The sequence below is a fragment of the Gallaecimonas xiamenensis 3-C-1 genome (assembly GCF_000299915.1).
In the GTDB taxonomy this organism is placed as follows: domain Bacteria; phylum Pseudomonadota; class Gammaproteobacteria; order Enterobacterales; family Gallaecimonadaceae; genus Gallaecimonas; species Gallaecimonas xiamenensis.
The window spans coordinates 1-16,613 of sequence record NZ_AMRI01000042.1; the positions used below are offsets into that span (position 1 = coordinate 1).

General features: G+C 55.0%; 13 protein-coding genes. 9 read left to right on the forward strand and 4 right to left on the reverse strand.

Going from position 1 to position 16,613, the window contains the following annotated elements; translation table 11 throughout:
* Nucleotides 1-48 precede the first annotated feature (48 nt).
* Complete coding sequence (locus B3C1_RS18655) at nt 49-468, reverse strand: Lrp/AsnC family transcriptional regulator (protein WP_035482811.1); 420 nt, start codon at nt 466-468, stop codon at nt 49-51.
* A 144-nt stretch (nt 469-612) separates the two neighbouring features.
* Here B3C1_RS18655 and yjeH point away from each other — a divergent pair, with 144 nt between their 5' ends.
* Entirely contained in the window at nt 613-1,860 is a 1,248-nt protein-coding gene (gene yjeH / locus B3C1_RS18660) for an L-methionine/branched-chain amino acid transporter (RefSeq protein ID WP_035482813.1), read from the forward strand.
* A 30-nt stretch (nt 1,861-1,890) separates the two neighbouring features.
* Here the strand turns inward: yjeH and B3C1_RS18665 are convergent, their stop codons facing one another.
* Nucleotides 1,891-3,696 carry a cation:proton antiporter gene (locus B3C1_RS18665; protein ID WP_008486761.1) on the reverse strand — a complete coding sequence of 602 codons (1,806 nt, stop codon included), beginning with the start codon at nt 3,694-3,696 and terminating at the stop codon, nt 1,891-1,893.
* A 113-nt stretch (nt 3,697-3,809) separates the two neighbouring features.
* Here B3C1_RS18665 and B3C1_RS18670 point away from each other — a divergent pair, with 113 nt between their 5' ends.
* From B3C1_RS18670 to B3C1_RS19590, 3 genes are all read left to right on the forward strand, one after another.
* Nucleotides 3,810-4,196, forward strand: coding sequence for an acyl-CoA thioesterase (locus tag B3C1_RS18670; protein WP_008486763.1), 387 nt, complete (start codon nt 3,810-3,812; stop codon nt 4,194-4,196).
* A 73-nt stretch (nt 4,197-4,269) separates the two neighbouring features.
* Nucleotides 4,270-5,016 (forward strand): putative porin, encoded by a 747-nt coding sequence (locus B3C1_RS18675; protein WP_008486764.1) that lies wholly within the window; start codon nt 4,270-4,272, stop codon nt 5,014-5,016.
* A gap of 180 nt (nt 5,017-5,196) precedes the next feature.
* On the forward strand, nt 5,197-5,988 hold the full coding sequence (locus B3C1_RS19590) for a putative porin (RefSeq protein WP_008486765.1): 792 nt from the start codon (nt 5,197-5,199) through the stop codon (nt 5,986-5,988).
* 41 nt (nt 5,989-6,029) lie between these two features.
* Here B3C1_RS19590 and B3C1_RS19595 read toward each other — a convergent pair whose 3' ends face one another.
* Together B3C1_RS19595 and uvrA are read right to left on the reverse strand one after the other, a co-directional pair.
* A complete protein-coding gene (locus tag B3C1_RS19595; protein WP_008486766.1) occupies nt 6,030-6,653 on the reverse strand; it encodes an energy transducer TonB in 624 nt (207 codons plus the stop codon).
* 96 nt (nt 6,654-6,749) lie between these two features.
* The gene (gene uvrA, locus B3C1_RS18690; protein ID WP_008486767.1) at nt 6,750-9,566 is read right to left on the reverse strand and encodes an excinuclease ABC subunit UvrA; all 2,817 of its coding nucleotides are present in this window, start codon (nt 9,564-9,566) and stop codon (nt 6,750-6,752) included.
* A 109-nt stretch (nt 9,567-9,675) separates the two neighbouring features.
* Between uvrA and B3C1_RS18695 the strand changes: the two genes are divergently transcribed.
* The 5 genes from B3C1_RS18695 to B3C1_RS18710 all read left to right on the forward strand — a co-directional run bounded on the left by B3C1_RS18695 (nt 9,676) and on the right by B3C1_RS18710 (nt 16,596).
* Entirely contained in the window at nt 9,676-11,043 is a 1,368-nt protein-coding gene (locus B3C1_RS18695; RefSeq protein ID WP_008486768.1) for an MFS transporter, read from the forward strand.
* Nucleotides 11,044-11,055: 12 nt separating this feature from the next.
* Nucleotides 11,056-11,739, forward strand: a complete 684-nt coding sequence (ssb, locus tag B3C1_RS18700; RefSeq protein WP_008486769.1) for a single-stranded DNA-binding protein — start codon at nt 11,056-11,058, stop codon at nt 11,737-11,739.
* A gap of 219 nt (nt 11,740-11,958) precedes the next feature.
* Nucleotides 11,959-13,131 (forward strand): tyrosine-type recombinase/integrase, encoded by a 1,173-nt coding sequence (locus B3C1_RS19995; RefSeq protein WP_008486771.1) that lies wholly within the window; start codon nt 11,959-11,961, stop codon nt 13,129-13,131.
* A gap of 5 nt (nt 13,132-13,136) precedes the next feature.
* On the forward strand, nt 13,137-14,720 hold the full coding sequence (locus B3C1_RS20000; protein WP_008486773.1) for a site-specific integrase: 1,584 nt from the start codon (nt 13,137-13,139) through the stop codon (nt 14,718-14,720).
* Nucleotides 14,713-16,596 (forward strand): integrase, encoded by a 1,884-nt coding sequence (locus tag B3C1_RS18710; RefSeq protein ID WP_035482821.1) that lies wholly within the window; start codon nt 14,713-14,715, stop codon nt 16,594-16,596. Before B3C1_RS20000 ends, B3C1_RS18710 begins: the two co-directional genes overlap by 8 nt.
* The last annotated feature ends 17 nt before the right edge of the window (nt 16,597-16,613 follow it).

The window sequence follows — 16,613 nt, forward strand, 5'->3', positions numbered from 1 at the left end:
TTTTTTGCGTTTAAAGCCTCGGAAAAGAGCCTTACGATCCTGCTGGGCTTAGTGAAAGTCCCACTCTTTCATCACCATATGGGTTTTGACGCGCTGCATCTTGGGGAACTGCTCTATGGCAGTGCGGATCTCGCTGAGTCTATCCATGCTGCTGGCTTCGATGTAAACCAGCATATCGGTGTCGCCGCTGATACTGCTGCAACGTTTTATTTCCGGGAAAGCCCGCATCTGTTCGGCAAACTGCTCACAACGGCTCTCGCTATAGAACAGCTCCAGAAAGGCTTTGACCGGCTGCTGGGGAGAGGCCAGCTGGGCATGATAGCCAAGGATGGTGCCATGGCTTTCCAGTTGGCGAATGCGATCGCTGACGGCACTGCGGGACAGGTTGACCTCCCGGGCTATGGCTGCCACAGACAGGCGGGCATTGCTGCGTAGCAACGCCAGGATATGACGGTCAAATTTGTCCACAAAGGTCCTTTCGCGAAAAGCAGATACAAGGTGGCGCCGGATCCCGACGAAGTGACGGCCATTGCCGTCACTTTTCATGGTCACTGGCTTCGGTTGGCCCATTACTATAACAACTGCTTTCAATACACCGCAGACCTATCATAGATGAGTAGACTAAACAAAGACTTGGGTCTTCTGCAGGGGGTTGGATTATTGACGACCTCGCTGCTGGGCACCGGTATTTTCATTATTCCGGCGGTGGCGGCTGCCACTGCTGGCCAGGCATCACTTTGGGCCTGGCTGCTGCTAATCGGCCTGGTGCTCCCCATCGCTTTTACCTTTGCCCAGTTAGGCAGGCGCTTTCCCCACGCAGGCGGGGCGCCACATTTAATCGGCCGTGCCTTTGGCCGACGTATGGAGCAGGCAACGGCGCTGTTGTTTCTGTCGGTGATGCCGGTTGGGCTGCCAGCCGCCCTCAATATCGCCAGCGGTTTCTGGCACAGCCTTTTCACCCTGAGTGGCCTGCAGGTACTGGCGATCCAACTGCTCACCCTGGGTATGATGTGGGTACTGGGGCAACGGCCGGCAAGGGCGTCAGGCTTGGTACAAACGCTAATCGCACTGTTGATCGTGGCCACTGTGGCGTCCTTCTGGTGGCTTGGGGACTTGCCCCTCGCCGGTCAGCCGTTGTTGCCTGTTGAGGACCTTCCCTGGTCAACACTGCCTGCTGCCCTTGCGGTGATGTTCTGGTGTTTCGTAGGAATAGAAGCCTTTACCCATCTGGGGGAGGAGTTTAAGAACCCTCAACGGGACTTCCCATTGGCCATGCTGGTCGGCGTTTTATTGGCTGGTTTGGTCTATTGGGGCTGTTCGGTTGCGGTACTGAGCTTCGGTACCTTTGGTGACGAACAGGCAAACGGTGCCTCCATGCCTCATCTGGTGGCACTGCTGATGGGGAGTCAAGCCAAATGGCTGGCCGCTCTAGTCGGCTATCTGGCGTGCTTTGCCTCTATTAACATCTATGTACAGGGCTTTGCCCGATTGCTGTGGAGCCTGGCAGACGAAGGTAAGTTGCCCCATGCCTTTGCTGTTCGTAACCGCCATGGGGTGCCAGGGCGTGCCCTGACAGCAGTGGTGTTGATCTGCGCCTGTTGTGCGCTGCTGGCCTGGTGGCTGGGGCTGTCCATCAGCGATCTCATCCGTTATGCCAATGGCAATTTCATCCTGATTTACCTGCTGAGCATGGCGGCGGGTTGGGTGTTACTGAAAGGCGGCTGGCGCTGGCTGGCCCTGCTCAGTACCGTACTTTGCATGCTGACTTTGGCAACCTTGGGATGGCAGATGCTCTATGCCTTGGTACTGCTGTTGGCGTTTGCCTGCCTGGGCCGGCTGCGCAGTGTCTGGCCTGGTTAGGCCAATAAAAAAGCCCCTTGCGGGGCTTTGTCAGGCGGCGTTCTGGCTTTCTTTTTCCTGGGGGGGGAGCAGGGCAATGATCACTTCGTCCACCTCGGGTTTTTGGTCGCCGTTGCTCACCGGGCTTAGAAAACCCTTCTTGTCGATGATAAAGAGTGGCAGCGCGTCCTTCTGGCGCTCCTTGTAGGCGTCCCAGTCGAAGGCCTCTTTGAGCTTGGTGCTTTTCACCTGCCAGCCCTGCATCAACAGGCTGTTTAGCTTGGCGAAGGTGCAATCTTCCGAAAAGAGGATCTGCCTGGCCCTGAAGGTTGCACTTTCCTGATTGGCAAAACCCTTGCCTTGGGATGAGCGAATGGAGAACACCTTCTTGTCGCCAAAGAGGTAGGCGAAATGGGTGATGGCATTGGCGTTCTGGTGACGGTTGGGAGACAGGGCATAGACCTGGCGGATAGACGACAGATCCAGTACCGCTTCCGCCTGTTCGGATTGGGGGTTGCCGTAGTAAACCTCCAGCCCCTCCATGCGGGCCAGGCGGTAGTTTTCCCATACCGGGTCAGCCAACAGTACCTGGATCTCTGCCTTGCGCAGGGACTGGGCCACGGCCCTGGCCAGGGAGTTGGCACCGATGATAAGCACCCCCCTGGGGGCTTCACGGACCACCCCCAACAGCCTGGCCACAGGTCCTGCGGTCAGGCTTTGCAACACCACTGTGGCGATGATCACCGCAAAGGACAGGGACACCAGTTTGTCGGCGTCTTCGATGCCGGCTTGTTGCAGGCGCAGGGCAAACAGGGAACTGACCGCCGCCGCCACTATGCCCCTGGGTGCTATCCAGGACAAAAAGGCCTTGTCGCGCCAACTGAGCTTCTTGGTATAGGCCGATGCCAATACACAGAGGGGGCGGGCCACCAGCTGCACTACCAGCAGCAATATCACCAGGGGAAGGCCCAAGTCGACCAGATTACCCACATCGACCCGGGCGGCCAGCAGGATAAAGAGGGCGGAGATCAAGATGACCGACAGGTCTTCCTTGAACTCCATGATGTCGTCGATATCCAGCTCGCTCTTGTTGGCCATGTACATGCCCATCACAGTGACGGTAAGCAGGCCCGATTCGTGTTGCAGCTGCTCGGACAGGGCATAGGCCAGCAGTACGGCGGCCAGCACACCGATCTTGCGAAGATAGAGCGGCAACCAGCCCTTTTTCAGGGCCGTGGCCACGGCAACGCCTGCCCCCAGTCCCAGGGCACCTCCCAGCATCATGGTCTTAATCAGGATCCACAGGCTGTGAACAGCGGCTTCCTGGGAGGCTTGGATAATCACCAGCTCGAACATCAGTACCGCGAAAATGGCCCCCAGGGGGTCGATGATGATGCCTTCCCAGCGCAGTACCCTGTCCAGCTCGGCCCGGGGCCTGATGGTTCTTAGCAGGGGTGCCACTACTGTCGGCCCGGTGACTACCATGACGGCGCCAAACAGCAGGGACACCTGCAACGACACCCCCAGCAGCCAGTGACAGGCAAAGGCCAACACCGCGAAGGTGATCAGCATGCCGATGGTCACCAGGTTGCGGACCACTTTGACCAGGCCGCGGATCTCGTTGAACCTTAGGGTCAGGGCACCTTCAAACAGGATGATGGCCACAGCAATGGACACCATGGGGAAAAGGACTTCACCCAGCAGCAGGTCGGGGTTCAAGACGCCGGTGCCGGGGCCCAGTAACAGGCCGGCGGCCAGCAAAAAAAGGATGGCAGGCAGCTTCAGGCGCCAGGCCAGCCACTGGGCGCCTAGGGAAATGGCAGCGATAAGGGAAAGCGCCAGTGCTAGATCCGTCATTCGATTGGCTCTTTAAAGGGTTCGGCCAAATCCTAGGTCATAGACCTTTGTAGGGTAAAGCCTTAATGGCATTTGGCGTTATGCTGTGGCTTTGCCGCAGTTTAGGACAAAACATGTTTGAAATGACCCTGATGCCCCGCTTCCAGGAAACCGACGCCCTGGGGCACATCAATAACACGGTACCAGCCGTCTGGTTCGAACAAGCCAGAGAGCCAGTCTTCCGCTTTTTCACCCCGGATTTGGATGTACGCGACTGGCATCTGATCATCGCTGGCTACCAAATGCAGTTTAAAGCGGAACTTCTCTACGGTAGCGAAGTCTCCATTAGCACTCAGGTTTCCTATATAGGCAACAGCTCTTTCAGGCTGTTACAGCGGGCCTATCAAAATGGCCAACTCTGTGTTGAGGGGGAAACCACACTGGTGCATTTTGACCATAAAGCCAAACGCTCAGTGCCCCTGCCAGACAGCATCAGGTGTAACCTAGAACAGCATTTATGAATATGCTCTTTCGCAAGATGCCAAGCGCCGCTAGTATGCCGGCGCTTTTTGTTTTAGCGAAACGGAGTTCTACGTGAAAAAAGCATTTGTTTCTCTGGCCATTCTGGCTGCTTTCTCTGCCCCTTCCTTTGCCGCCGACAGCTTCCAGCATGAAGTGACCGCTGGTTACAGCGATCACACCAAGCAGGATAACGCCGACAATTGGGGCCTGGGTTACCGTTACTATCTGGAAAGCCAGAGCAACGCCCAGCACGCCTATGACCTGATCCCTTTCCTGAACCACGCTTCTTGGGTGCAAGGTGCCTACCTGAATACTGACTTTGCGGACAGCTACTCCCTGGGCGGCCGCTTCGTCACCCAAAGCGACTGGGTACTGGAAGCCAACTACAGCCGTATTGATCCGGACTACGGTTCCAGTGATGACGTCTGGAGTGTCGGCCTGGGTAAATACCTGGCCCAAGGCACCCTGCTGCGTGTTAGCTATGAGAACAGCGACTTCGCCGATACCTTTGGCCTGGCCCTGGATCACCTGATCCCGGTTGACGGTAGCGAAGGCCTGTTGCTCAAAGCTGGCATCGAAAATGTCGACTACGACCAAGGCGACGACGTCTGGGTTTACAGCCTGGGCGGCGACTACTTCTTCACCCGTGCCTGGTCCGTCGGTGCCGAAACCAGCTGGGACGACGAGTCCGAAGACTTCGGTTGGGGCCTGAATACCTCTTACTGGTTCAACAACCAAGCCAACGTCAAAATCACCTACAGCGATGCTGAAGACGTTAAAGGCTACGAGTGGGGCATCCAGGGTACCCTGCGCTTCTGATTTTCTTTGCGTGATCTCAAAGGCGCCTTAGGGCGCCTTTTTTGTTTTGGCCCCATTCACCCTTGTTAACGCGCTGATTTTTATCTGAAGTGTTTCTAAACTGCCCAAGGGATCAGGCTGTAAGGCTGCCTCAAAGAGCACTATGTTGTTTGCGCTGCTTTGCAATCCAAGGAGTGCAGTATGAAAACCATGCTTTTCCCTTTGACCCTTTCTGCCGCCATACTGGCGGTGCCTGCCATGGCCGACACTTACCAGGCCGAAGTGAGCGCGGGCTATTCCGACCACTCTACGGTCGATGACGCCGACACCTGGGGCCTGGGTGGCCGTATCTACCTGACCCCGGTCAACACCAGCAATGGCCCCTTCGAGCTCAATGGCTTCTTGAGCCATGCCAGCTACCTGGAAGCCGGTGCCAGCTTCAACGACTATGTGGACAGTTTCGGCCTGGGTGGCCGTCTGGTCACCACCACCGACTGGGTGTTGGGGGTGAGCTACCAGAACATTGATCCCGATTACGGCCAAGACGCCGATCGCTATGGTGTGGAACTGGGTGGCTACCTGGATGCCAACACCCTGCTGACCGGTTACTACAGCCGTCTGGACTGGGGCCAGTTTGATGCCGACACCCTGGGTGCCCGTATTGAACACTATGCTCCTCTGGGGGGCGGTACCGGTCTTTGGCTGAAAGGTGACATGAGCAATACCGACGCCGATCGCGGCGACGATGTGTTCGTGCTGGATGCCAGTGCCGACTACTTCTTCAACCAGCAGTGGTCTGCCGGTGGTGGGGTGACCTTTGTCGATACCGACAATGATGCCCTGGCGTACAACCTGAATGACGCCAACGACACCACCTACTACGCCAACACCAGCTATTGGTTCAACCCCCGTGCCAACGTCAAAGTGGGGCTGAGCAAAACCGAAGGTGAAAGTGGTGTCGGCTGGGGTGTGAAGGGGACTTACCGCTTCTAACATCCGACATCAAAAAAGGCGCCCAAGGGCGCCTTTTTTATTCAGGCCGATTTATCCATCTTAAAGTCCAGCTGTACCTCTTGGCCGGGTTGGGCCAGGGCCTTGCCGTCCACCACCAGGGGCTGGTAACGCCATTTTCGCAAGGCGTCCCGGGCGGCTTTATCAAAGAGGCGCTTGGGCTCGGCGTCAATGACCTGAATGTCATCCACGGTGCCGGCGGCGGTGACGGTAAAGCGCAGCTTGACCCAGCCTTCACGGCCGTCGCGTAGGGCTTCTACCGGGTACTGGGGAGGCAGCTGCACCACGGGGGTGGCTTCCCTGTCCTGCCCTTGGCCTGCGTCCATGGGGTCAAACTGCAGGGTGACCGGGGCCAGCTTGCTCATCGGTGCCTGGGGATCACCCTGGGTGACGTTAGCCGTTTCTGCCGGTTCCGGAACCAGGCTTTGCACACCGGGCATGGGGCTTTGGCTGAATTTCTGTTTCGGCTCTGTCTCTGGCTTGGGTTTGGGGGGCTCAGGGGGCGTCACTTGCGCCGGGGGATCGGTAAGGGGCGTTGCCGAGTTGGCACTGGGACCATCCGGCGCCTTGACCAGGGTGGTCATAAAGTAAAAACACCCAAGGGTGGCGAACACGGCCAGGACAGTGGCCAGCAGGTATCTCTTCATAACGCCTCCGATGCTGATGAGAGTCATTATCAGAAAGCGCTGATTTTCGAGATTTGTCAACCAGATACGAAAAGGGCGCCAGCGGCGCCCTTGTTATTACAGCATGGGTTTGAGGAACCGGGCCGTGTGGCTCTGGGCATGCTGGGCAACGGTTTCCGGGGTGCCGGTGACCAGGATCTGGCCGCCGCCGCTGCCCCCTTCCGGGCCCAGGTCCACTATCCAATCTGCGGTCTTGATCACATCCAGGTTGTGCTCAATCACCACTATGGTGTTGCCGTGGTCGCGGAGGCGATGCAGTACGTCCAGCAACAGCTGGATGTCGGCAAAGTGCAGGCCGGTGGTGGGTTCGTCCAAGATGTAGAGGGTCTTGCCGGTGTCGCGCTTGGACAGTTCCCGGGCCAGCTTGACCCGCTGGGCCTCGCCGCCGGACAGGGTGGTGGCGCTCTGGCCCAGGCGGATGTAGGACAGGCCTACATCCATCAGGGTTTGCAGCTTGCGGGCCACGGCGGGGATGGCGTCGAAGAAGTCGCGGGCCTCTTCGATGGTCATCTCCAGCACCTGGTGGATGTTCTTGCCCTTGTAGGTCACTTCCAGGGTTTCCCGGTTGTAGCGCTTACCCTTACAGAGATCGCACGGCACGTAGACGTCCGGCAGAAAGTGCATTTCCACCTTGATCACACCGTCGCCCTGGCAGGCCTCGCAGCGCCCGCCGCGCACGTTGAAGCTGAACCGGCCCGGCTGGTAGCCACGGGCACGGGCCTCCTGGGTACCGGCAAAGAGCTCACGGACCGGCGTAAAGATGCCGGTGTAGGTGGCGGGGTTGGAGCGGGGGGTACGGCCTATGGGGCTTTGGTCGATATCCACCACCTTGTCGCAGTGGTCCAGGCCAATCAGCTCCCGGTAGGGGGCCGGATCTTCCCCTTCGGCCTTGTTCAGCTGCCGGTGGGCCAGGCGGAACAGGGTGTCGTTAATGAGGGTGGACTTACCGGAGCCGGACACCCCTGTGACGCAGGTCAGCAGCCCCACCGGGATCTGCAGGTCCACGCTCTTGAGGTTGTTGCCGGTGGCGCCTTTGAGTTCGATCCAGCCGTTGTCCGGGGCATGGCGCTGGGCCGGCACGGCGATGGCCTTCTTGCCGGACAGGTATTGGCCGGTGAGGGATTGCTCGGCGGCGGCCACTTCGGCTGGGGTGCCGGCGGCAATGATCTCGCCGCCATGAACACCGGCGCCGGGGCCGATGTCGATGACGTAGTCGGCGGCGCGAATGGCGTCTTCGTCGTGTTCCACCACCAGCACCGTATTACCCAGGTCCCGCAGGTGGGTGAGGGTATTGAGCAGCCGCTCGTTGTCCCGCTGGTGCAGGCCGATGGACGGCTCGTCCAGCACATACATGACCCCCACCAGGCCGGCACCGATCTGCGAAGCCAGGCGGATCCGCTGGGCCTCGCCGCCGGACAGGGTGTCGGCGCTGCGAGACAGGCTAAGGTAGTTGAGGCCGACGTTGACCAGGAAGTGCAGGCGGTCGCGAATTTCCTTGAGGATCTTCTCGGCGATCTGCGCCCGCTGGCCGCTCAGGGCCAGGCCGTCGAAAAAGCGCAGGCAGTCGCCGATGCTCATGTCCGCCACCGCCGGCAGGTTGTGGCTGTCCACAAAGACATGGCGGGCCTCGGTGCGCAGGCGGGTGCCCTTACAGCTGGGGCAGGCCTGGTTGGCCATGTACTTGGCCAGCTCTTCGCGCACCGTATTGGAGTCGGTCTCCCGGTAGCGGCGCTCCATGTTGGGGATCACCCCTTCGAAGGGGTGCTTGCGAATGACGATGTCGCCGCGGTCGTTGACATACTTGAAGGCCACTTCCTGCTTACCGGTGCCATAAAGGACCAGGTCCTGCACCTTCTTGGGCAGGGCGTCGAAGGGCTGGTCCAGGGCGAACTCGAACTGTTCGGCCAGGGACTTGAGCATCTGGAAGTAGTAGAAGTTGCGCTTGTCCCAGCCACGGATGGCGCCGCCGGACAAGGAGATCTCGCCGTTCACCACCACCTTGTGTTCGTCGAAGAACTGCTGCACCCCCAGGCCGTCACAGCTGGGGCAGGCACCGGCGGGGTTGTTGAAGGAAAACAGGCGTGGTTCCAGCTCGGCCATGGAATAGCCGCAGTGGGGGCAGGCGAAGTTGGCGGAGAACACCAGGTCGACGCTGTCGTCGTCCATGCTCACCACCCGGGCGGTGCCGCCGGTCAGGGCCAGGGCAGTTTCGAAGCTTTCCGCCAGGCGCTGCTGCAGGTCGTCACGGACCTTGAAGCGGTCCACCACCACTTCGATAGTATGCTTCTTTTGCAGCTCAAGGGGCGGCGGGTCGGACAGGTCGCACACTTCGCCGTCGATAACGGCGCGGATATAGCCTTGGGCGGCCAGGTTGGCCAGCAGCTTGGCGTGCTCGCCCTTGCGCTCCTTGATCACCGGCGCCAGCAGCATCAGCTTGCTGTCTTGGGGTTCGGCCAGCACCCTGTCTACCATCTGGCTGACGGTCTGGGCGGCCAGGGCCACGTCATGGGTAGGGCAGCGGGGCTCACCCACCCGGGCAAACATCAGGCGCAGGTAGTCGTGGATCTCGGTAATGGTGCCGACGGTGGACCTGGGGTTATGGGAAGTGGACTTCTGCTCTATGGAGATGGCCGGTGACAGGCCCTCGATGTGGTCCACATCGGGTTTTTCCATCAGGGAAAGAAACTGGCGGGCATAGGCGGAGAGGGACTCCACATAGCGCCGCTGGCCCTCGGCATAAAGGGTGTCGAACGCCAGGGACGACTTGCCCGAGCCAGACAACCCGGTGATCACGATCAGCTTATCCCTGGGGATATCCAGGCTGATGTTTTTCAGGTTGTGGGTGCGGGCGCCGCGAACCGAGATTTTATCCATAACATCCTGCTTCAACCACTCACGTTAAGCGCTCAAGTATCGCACAGGCGCCCGTTTAGCCCAATGGCTGTGCTATGATGTCGCCTTCGCCGTTTCCGCAATACGAGTTATGTCGCAATCAGGTCTCACGCGCACGGAACTCCGTGCCGCTTTCTCGCTGGCTTCGGTCTTTTCCCTGCGGATGTTGGGCCTTTTCATGATCCTGCCGGTGTTCGCCCTGTACGGCCAACACCTGGACGGTTACTCGCCCCTTTGGGTGGGCCTGGCCATAGGCGCTTACGGGCTGACCCAAGCGCTGCTGCAGATCCCCATGGGCATGGCCTCCGACCGCTTTGGCCGGCGCAAGATCATCATCCTGGGCCTGCTGATGTTTTCGGCCGGGTCTGCCGTGGCCGCCCTGGCCCATCATATCCTCTGGGTGGTGGTGGGCCGCGCCCTGCAAGGGGCCGGGGCCATCGCTTCGGCGGTGCTGGCCATGGCGGCGGATCTGAGCCGTGACGAACAGCGCCCCAAGGTGATGGCCATTATCGGCGTGTCCATCGGCATGTCCTTTGCCCTGGCCATGGTGGTGGGGCCGATACTGGCGGCCCAGTGGGGGCTGTCGGGACTGTTCTGGTTAACGGCGGTGCTGGCCCTTGGCGGCATACTGGTGGTGTGGCTGGCGGTACCCAAAGTGGTAAGCCATGCCCCCAAAGGGGACACCCTGCCGGCGCCCCAGCGCCTGGGGCGCATGCTCAAAGACCCGCAGCTGATCCGCCTGGATCTGGGCATCTTTTTGCTGCACTTCCTGCTCACCGCCACCTTCGTGGTGATGCCGTCGATGCTGGTGGAGGCCGGCCTGCCGTCAGAGCGGCACTGGGAGCTGTACTTTCCCATAGTGGTGCTGGCCTTTTTCGGCATGGTGCCGATGATCATCGTCGCCGAGAAAAAGCATCTTAGCCGGCAGATGATACAGCTGGCCCTGGTGGTGATGCTGGGGTCCCTGGGGGCGGCCTGGTACCTGCAGCATTGGCTCTGGGGCCTGGTGGCGGCGCTGGTGCTGTTCTTTGTGGCCTTCAATTACCTGGAAGCCACCTTGCCGGCCCTGATCGCCCGGATCGCCCCCGCCGGTGACAAGGGCAGTGCCATGGGGATCTACTCCTCCAGCCAATTCCTGGGTGCCTTTTTTGGTGGCAGCTTGGCCGGTGCCATGGCACAGTATGCGGATAAGGAAGGGGTGTTGCTGATGTCTGCCGCCCTGGTGTTGCTGTGGCTCTGGATGAGCCGGGGCATGCGCCATCCCAGCCACCTGAAGTCGGTCAGCCTGAGCGCCCCCGCTCTGACCGGCCGTGAACAGGAGCTGGCCGCCGGGCTCTCGGCACTGCCCGGGGTACTGGAAGTCAATGTGATGGCGCAAGAGTCCGCCATCTACCTTAAAGTGAATACACAAGAATTTGAATTAGCCAAGGCCAGAGCACTGCTGGCCGAGGCCGGTTAGTCAGGAGCAAAGATGGCCAGTCGAGGCATTAACAAAGTCATTATCGTCGGCAACCTGGGTGGCGACCCGGAAGTGCGTTACATGCCCAATGGCAATGCCGTTGCCAACTTCACCGTGGCCACCAGTGAAAGCTGGAAAGACAAGCAAACCGGTGAGCAAAAAGAGCTGACCGAATGGCACCGCATGGTGATTTACGGCCGCCTGGCCGAGATCGCCGGCGAGTACCTGCGCAAGGGTTCCAAGGTCTACCTGGAAGGCAGCCTGCGTACCCGCAAATGGCAGGGCCAAGACGGCCAGGACAAATACACCACCGAGATCATCGTTAACGAAATGCAGATGCTCGACAGCCGTGGCAGTGGCCAGGGCGGCGGCCAAGGCGGTTACGGTGGTGGTCAGCAAGGCGGCCAGGGCGGCTTCGGTGGCGGCCAACAACAAGGCGGCCAAGGCGGTTTCGGCGGCGGCCAGCAGCAAGGTGGCTTCCAGAAACCGGCCCAGCAGAACCAAGGTGGTTTTGCCGGTGGCCAGCAACAGGGCGGCCAACAAGGCGGTTTCGGTGGCGGCCAGCAGCAGGGCAACAACTTCGGTAACCGCCCTCAGCAGCAGCCCCAGGGCAACTTCAACGCACCCAAGCCCCAGCAAGGCGGCTATGGTGCCGACGAGCCGCCCATGGACTTCGACGACGACATCCCGTTCTGAATGACATAAAGTAATTATTGTTAACTAATTCTTAAATTGTTCTAGTTAACTAATTGGTTTTAAAAAATATAAATGAAAATTTAAGCCCTTTAAGTGTGTAAGCATTTGAAGGGCTTTTTCGTTTTATGTGACTTTGTGTTTTTATAAAATCGTATAACTTTAAAAGTTGTGAAGATAAAAGTTTGTAGCTACTCTTATTTTGTCAATAAGGGTGGTGCAATGAAAATAGAGCTAGTCACACACGAAACGGGCGAACAGATACCAATGATGCTGGATGATTCTGGTATGCCAGTTGTCTTACCTAATGAGTTTATTCTTGCCAGACGCTCCCTCAGTACAAATACATTGGTTCGGAATTTGAGAGAGCTTTCAGTGCTCTATCGCTGGCTGGATAAATCGAATTGTGACCTATCTACGAAATTGATGGCTCAGAACTCATTCAACGAAGCAGAATTAAGAGGTGGATTGGTCGAAGCGTTAAGAATTGATCAAGCCAATGGGCGTATAAATGTTGTAGCACCTAATACCTTCAATCAACGGTTAACGACTATCAGACAATTTATTAGTTGGTACATGGATGTATTGATAAGTCAGTTGCCGTTGTCTTCCCTAGACTATGAACGTTTGAGAGAGCGAAAGTCATTTTTTCTAAAAATGCTGGATGGTAGCTTTATGTCTGCCACACCAATGAAAAAAAGTCTTCGTAAGGGGTTAAATGAGTTAGAGGTTGACTTCCTGCTTGCCGTGTTGCATCCCGATGCTGAGCAGGGATTTGGACGAGATCCTGCTGTAAAGTTTAGAAATTATGTATCTGTAGGGTTAATGTTATTTTGTGGTCTAAGGCCAGGTGAGTTGCTTAGCCTCAGGGTAGAAGATGTTCAAGTTGGTGCGATTTCGGCGATACAGGTTGAACGTAGGCCATCGGACCCCCTAGATGTAAGACGACCCAGGCCTCAAATAAAGCGTAATGGTAGACTTATTCCGATTGAGAGTCGGCAGTTTGCTTTTGCATTAAATGAGTACATTGTTACCTGGCGTGAAGTGCTTGAAAGCAAAAATAACTACGAATCAGACTATTTAATATTGAGTGATGAGGGAGCGCCCTTGTCACAATCCTCAATTACACAGTTTTTCCAGTTATTGCGAACGCAATATGTTGGCCGTCTTCCCGAAAACTTAACGGCCAAGTCTCTTCGACATACATTCTCATCCCGGCTTGAGAGGGTTCTTAGAGCTTCAGGAGTGGATGAGCAGCGTAGACGAGAAGCGCTGGCCTTCCTGCGTGGCGATAGTAGTTTAGATTCACAAGACATTTATATTGCCCAAGAAGTGGAGGAGCAAGCGGTTAAGTCATTGAGGCGGTATCAGGCAGATATGATGTCCGAGAGGTAGCCAAAGTGAACACGAAATTATCGAAAACACAAGCTGTAGAGCAGTCTTGGTCTGAGAAGCAGGTCCTAGTTACTCGAGAGGGGAAAACAATTGATATATCAGGCGATAAATGGTTGCTCCCCATAGTGATTCGCGCCCACTCAACTCTCGATTTTGGCAAAATCTCAAATTTACAGCTGAGAAATGCGTTGAAGCACTATGTATCTGACCAGGTTAGGCGTATTTCAACATCCGCTGGATACAGCGTTTTTCAAGTTGTATGGAGGCTAGTTCTTAGGGATTGGGGAAAAGATAATCAACCGGAAAGTGCTAAAGAACATCTTATTGGTTTATTTGAGAAATCTATCAACATTCAGCGCTCTCGGCACAAACTTTGGACGATATATGAGCCAATTAGGTGGTATATCTGGTGTTCTGACAACATTTCAGATAGTACATTTTCAGATGCGTATGCGGCTGAACTTGAGGCAATGGTTATACCCGGAGGTCCAAAGGGCGAGGCAGTTAGGATGTCCGATCCCGATATGGGGCCATTACATAAATCATTAGAGCTCTCTCTTTTGATTGCTGCGCTAAAAGAAGACAAGAGCCTAGAGTTTGAGCATCTCCAGCAAAAGGTTGTTATGGCTTTGTCACTAGCTTTCGGCCGAAACCCTGCAAACCTGACATATCTGAGGGAGAGCGATCTCGTTAAGCTTGATCCATCGAACGAAGACCCCTGTTATATCATTCGGATGCCGCGTATTAAGAAGAGATTTCTTAATCCCCGCGATGACCTGATGGATGAATATTTAGATCCCTATTTCGGAAGAATTCTAGAAAATCTTGTCGAGCAAAATAACTTATTGCCTCTTAGCTTTAATGGTACAGACTTCTCTACCCCAGATAATCGACCTCTTCTAATAAAAATAAGTGGTAACCGCGTTGCCATGTGTTCTCTAGATTCAGAGAATATTTTCAATATGACGAGCGGTGATATATCTCGTTTAATTACAGCCTTTATAAAACGTCATAATATCATTTCCCCTCTTACTGGTGAATTAATGCATGTCACACCAAGGAGGTTACGATATACCTTGGCAACAGGCCTGGCGACAGAGGGAATCAGCAGGCGTGAGCTAGCCAGGATATTAGATCATACGGATACTCAGTATGTAGGGGTCTATTTTGATGTTGCGGGAACTGTTGTTGAGCATCTCGACAAGTCGATGGCAAAAGGATTCTCGAAGTACCTCAATTTCTTCAAAGGTAAGCTTATTGATAGTGATGAAGACGCTATCAATGGTGAGCGAGATGACAAGCACCTGACGTTTGTCGATGAGCAAAATCCAGATGATCAGTCTGATATTGGTGTGTGTGGGGAGTCCAGTGTCTGCCACCTTGATCCTCCTTATTCATGTTATTTGTGCCCTAAATTTCAGCCTTATCGTCATGCTGCTCATGAGCATGTCTTGGAATGTTTGCTGGCAGGCCGTGAAGAACGTTTAAAAAAATACGAGAATGCGCGATTGGGTATACAGCTTGATGAGGTAATCGCTGCGGTCGCACAGGTAACTCAGCTTTGTGAAGAAGGGGGCCTGAATGTCTGATGGTCGCTCCAATCGGAAGGCCAAGGTTATCCCCTTCATTGATCGCCTTGAGCGCGATAGAAAGGCAAATACCCAAGCTTTGATCGATAAAGCTAAGCTAATGAAGCTAGAAGGGTTTGAGTCGGTTTTTTGGGGTAATCCTGTGTGGCAAGTGAATGCTGGCCGCCTAGTCAAGCTTACGGGTAAAAACGCCAAAACTGCGTCGTTTGCTTTTACGCTTCCCCCTAAACTTGGCTCAGAACCTCTACGTCATGAATGGGAGGAGGTTGCCAAGGCATTACTGATTCTTCGATTCCACAGAAAACATCAATCAACACCCAATCAGCGTAACTTCATTACCGCTGTTGGGTATATCTCATTTGCAGCTAACCAACTGGGGCAGGAACTGACCAAACTCACGCCAGAAGCGCTAGACGATGCGTGTGGATTAATTTCAAAACACTACAGTGACACCACTGCCTACAACCTTCACAAGCATGTTGCAGAGTTCGCTGCACACTGTGATGCTAATGGTTTGTGCAGGGTGATGTTGCAATACAAATATTCGAAGATGGTGCGCCCAGTTAATACTGGAGGTCTGAATCATAAAAGGCTGGATGATCCTGACGTTCTGGAGACCAAATCCGAGAAACTTGTTGATCCTACCGTGTTTCGGGTTATCGGTGAGCTCTATTTGACGGTTCCAAAAGAACATAAATACAGATTCTATGTCCTGATATTGACTCTGCTTGCTTGTACTGGCCGCCGCTTTAGTGAGATTTCATTACTTCCGCTTCAAGAAGTTACGTTAGACGAAGACCAAAAAGCCTTCATAGAATATTTCCCTCGAAAGGTTAGTCTCGGTGATCTATTTACACCTAAAAGAAAACTCTACTTGCCGTCAGAGGTCGTAACAATAGTTAAAGATGTACTTGATGAGGTACGCGCGGCAACAGATTCGGTGAGAATTACCGCAGAGGAAATGCATCGTTCTCGCGGCCCCGACATTCGTTTTTTGAATAAAATTCCAGAGAAAAGAAAGTTATACATTGATGACCTGTTAAAAATGGGGATAAGCAGCAATACGATTTGTTCTACTGGATGGATTCGAAAGATTGGTCTTGTTTGGCAGGACCATGAGCGAGTGACCAAGCAAGGGAAAAAGCCAAATAACCCTATTTGCTACACAAATAAGGACGCTGTCAAAGCGTATTGTTTTAGAGACTTTTCTGAAAAACTACTACGAGCATTCCATATTGATCAATTTGGTAAAGAATACTATCTGAAAGATCTTTTATTTATTCGCTCATTGGGACTTTCTACTGGAAGCTACGCTCACTGGTTGGCTACAAGCTGTAGCCAGTCTATGTTCACGACCTTCCTTCGCTATTTCCCTGCGCTTGCCGCCGAATACGCTTCCAGTAGTATCGAGGTAGATTTTACCAGTCACCACTTCCGCCACACGCTCAATACTTTACTTGATGAAGGTGGGTTAAGTGATCTTCTGCAAACCGAATGGTTTGGGCGAACCAATCCCAGGGACACCAAAGCCTATCAACATACATCCCGCGAAAAACGTGCACTGATGCTCCGCGAAGATATCAAAAAAGGCTTGGTCGGTGGTCTATTGGCTGAGCAACTCAAAGTAGTTCCGGTAGAAGTACAGGATGCCATTCTTAAAGCACGCATTCAGGCTGTGCATGATGTCGGTACAGGTATTTGCGTCCACAACTTTTCTCAAACACCCTGCGAGCGCCATTTACAATGTTCGGCAGATTGTAAAGACTACGTGTGGGTCAAGGATGACAAGGGTAGGCTGGACGAGCAGAAGCGCCAATATGCCCTTACCGCATTGGCCCGAAAAAATGCTGAGAAACAGTTAAGTAGTAACAAGTGACTGTGGCATTTCGTCAA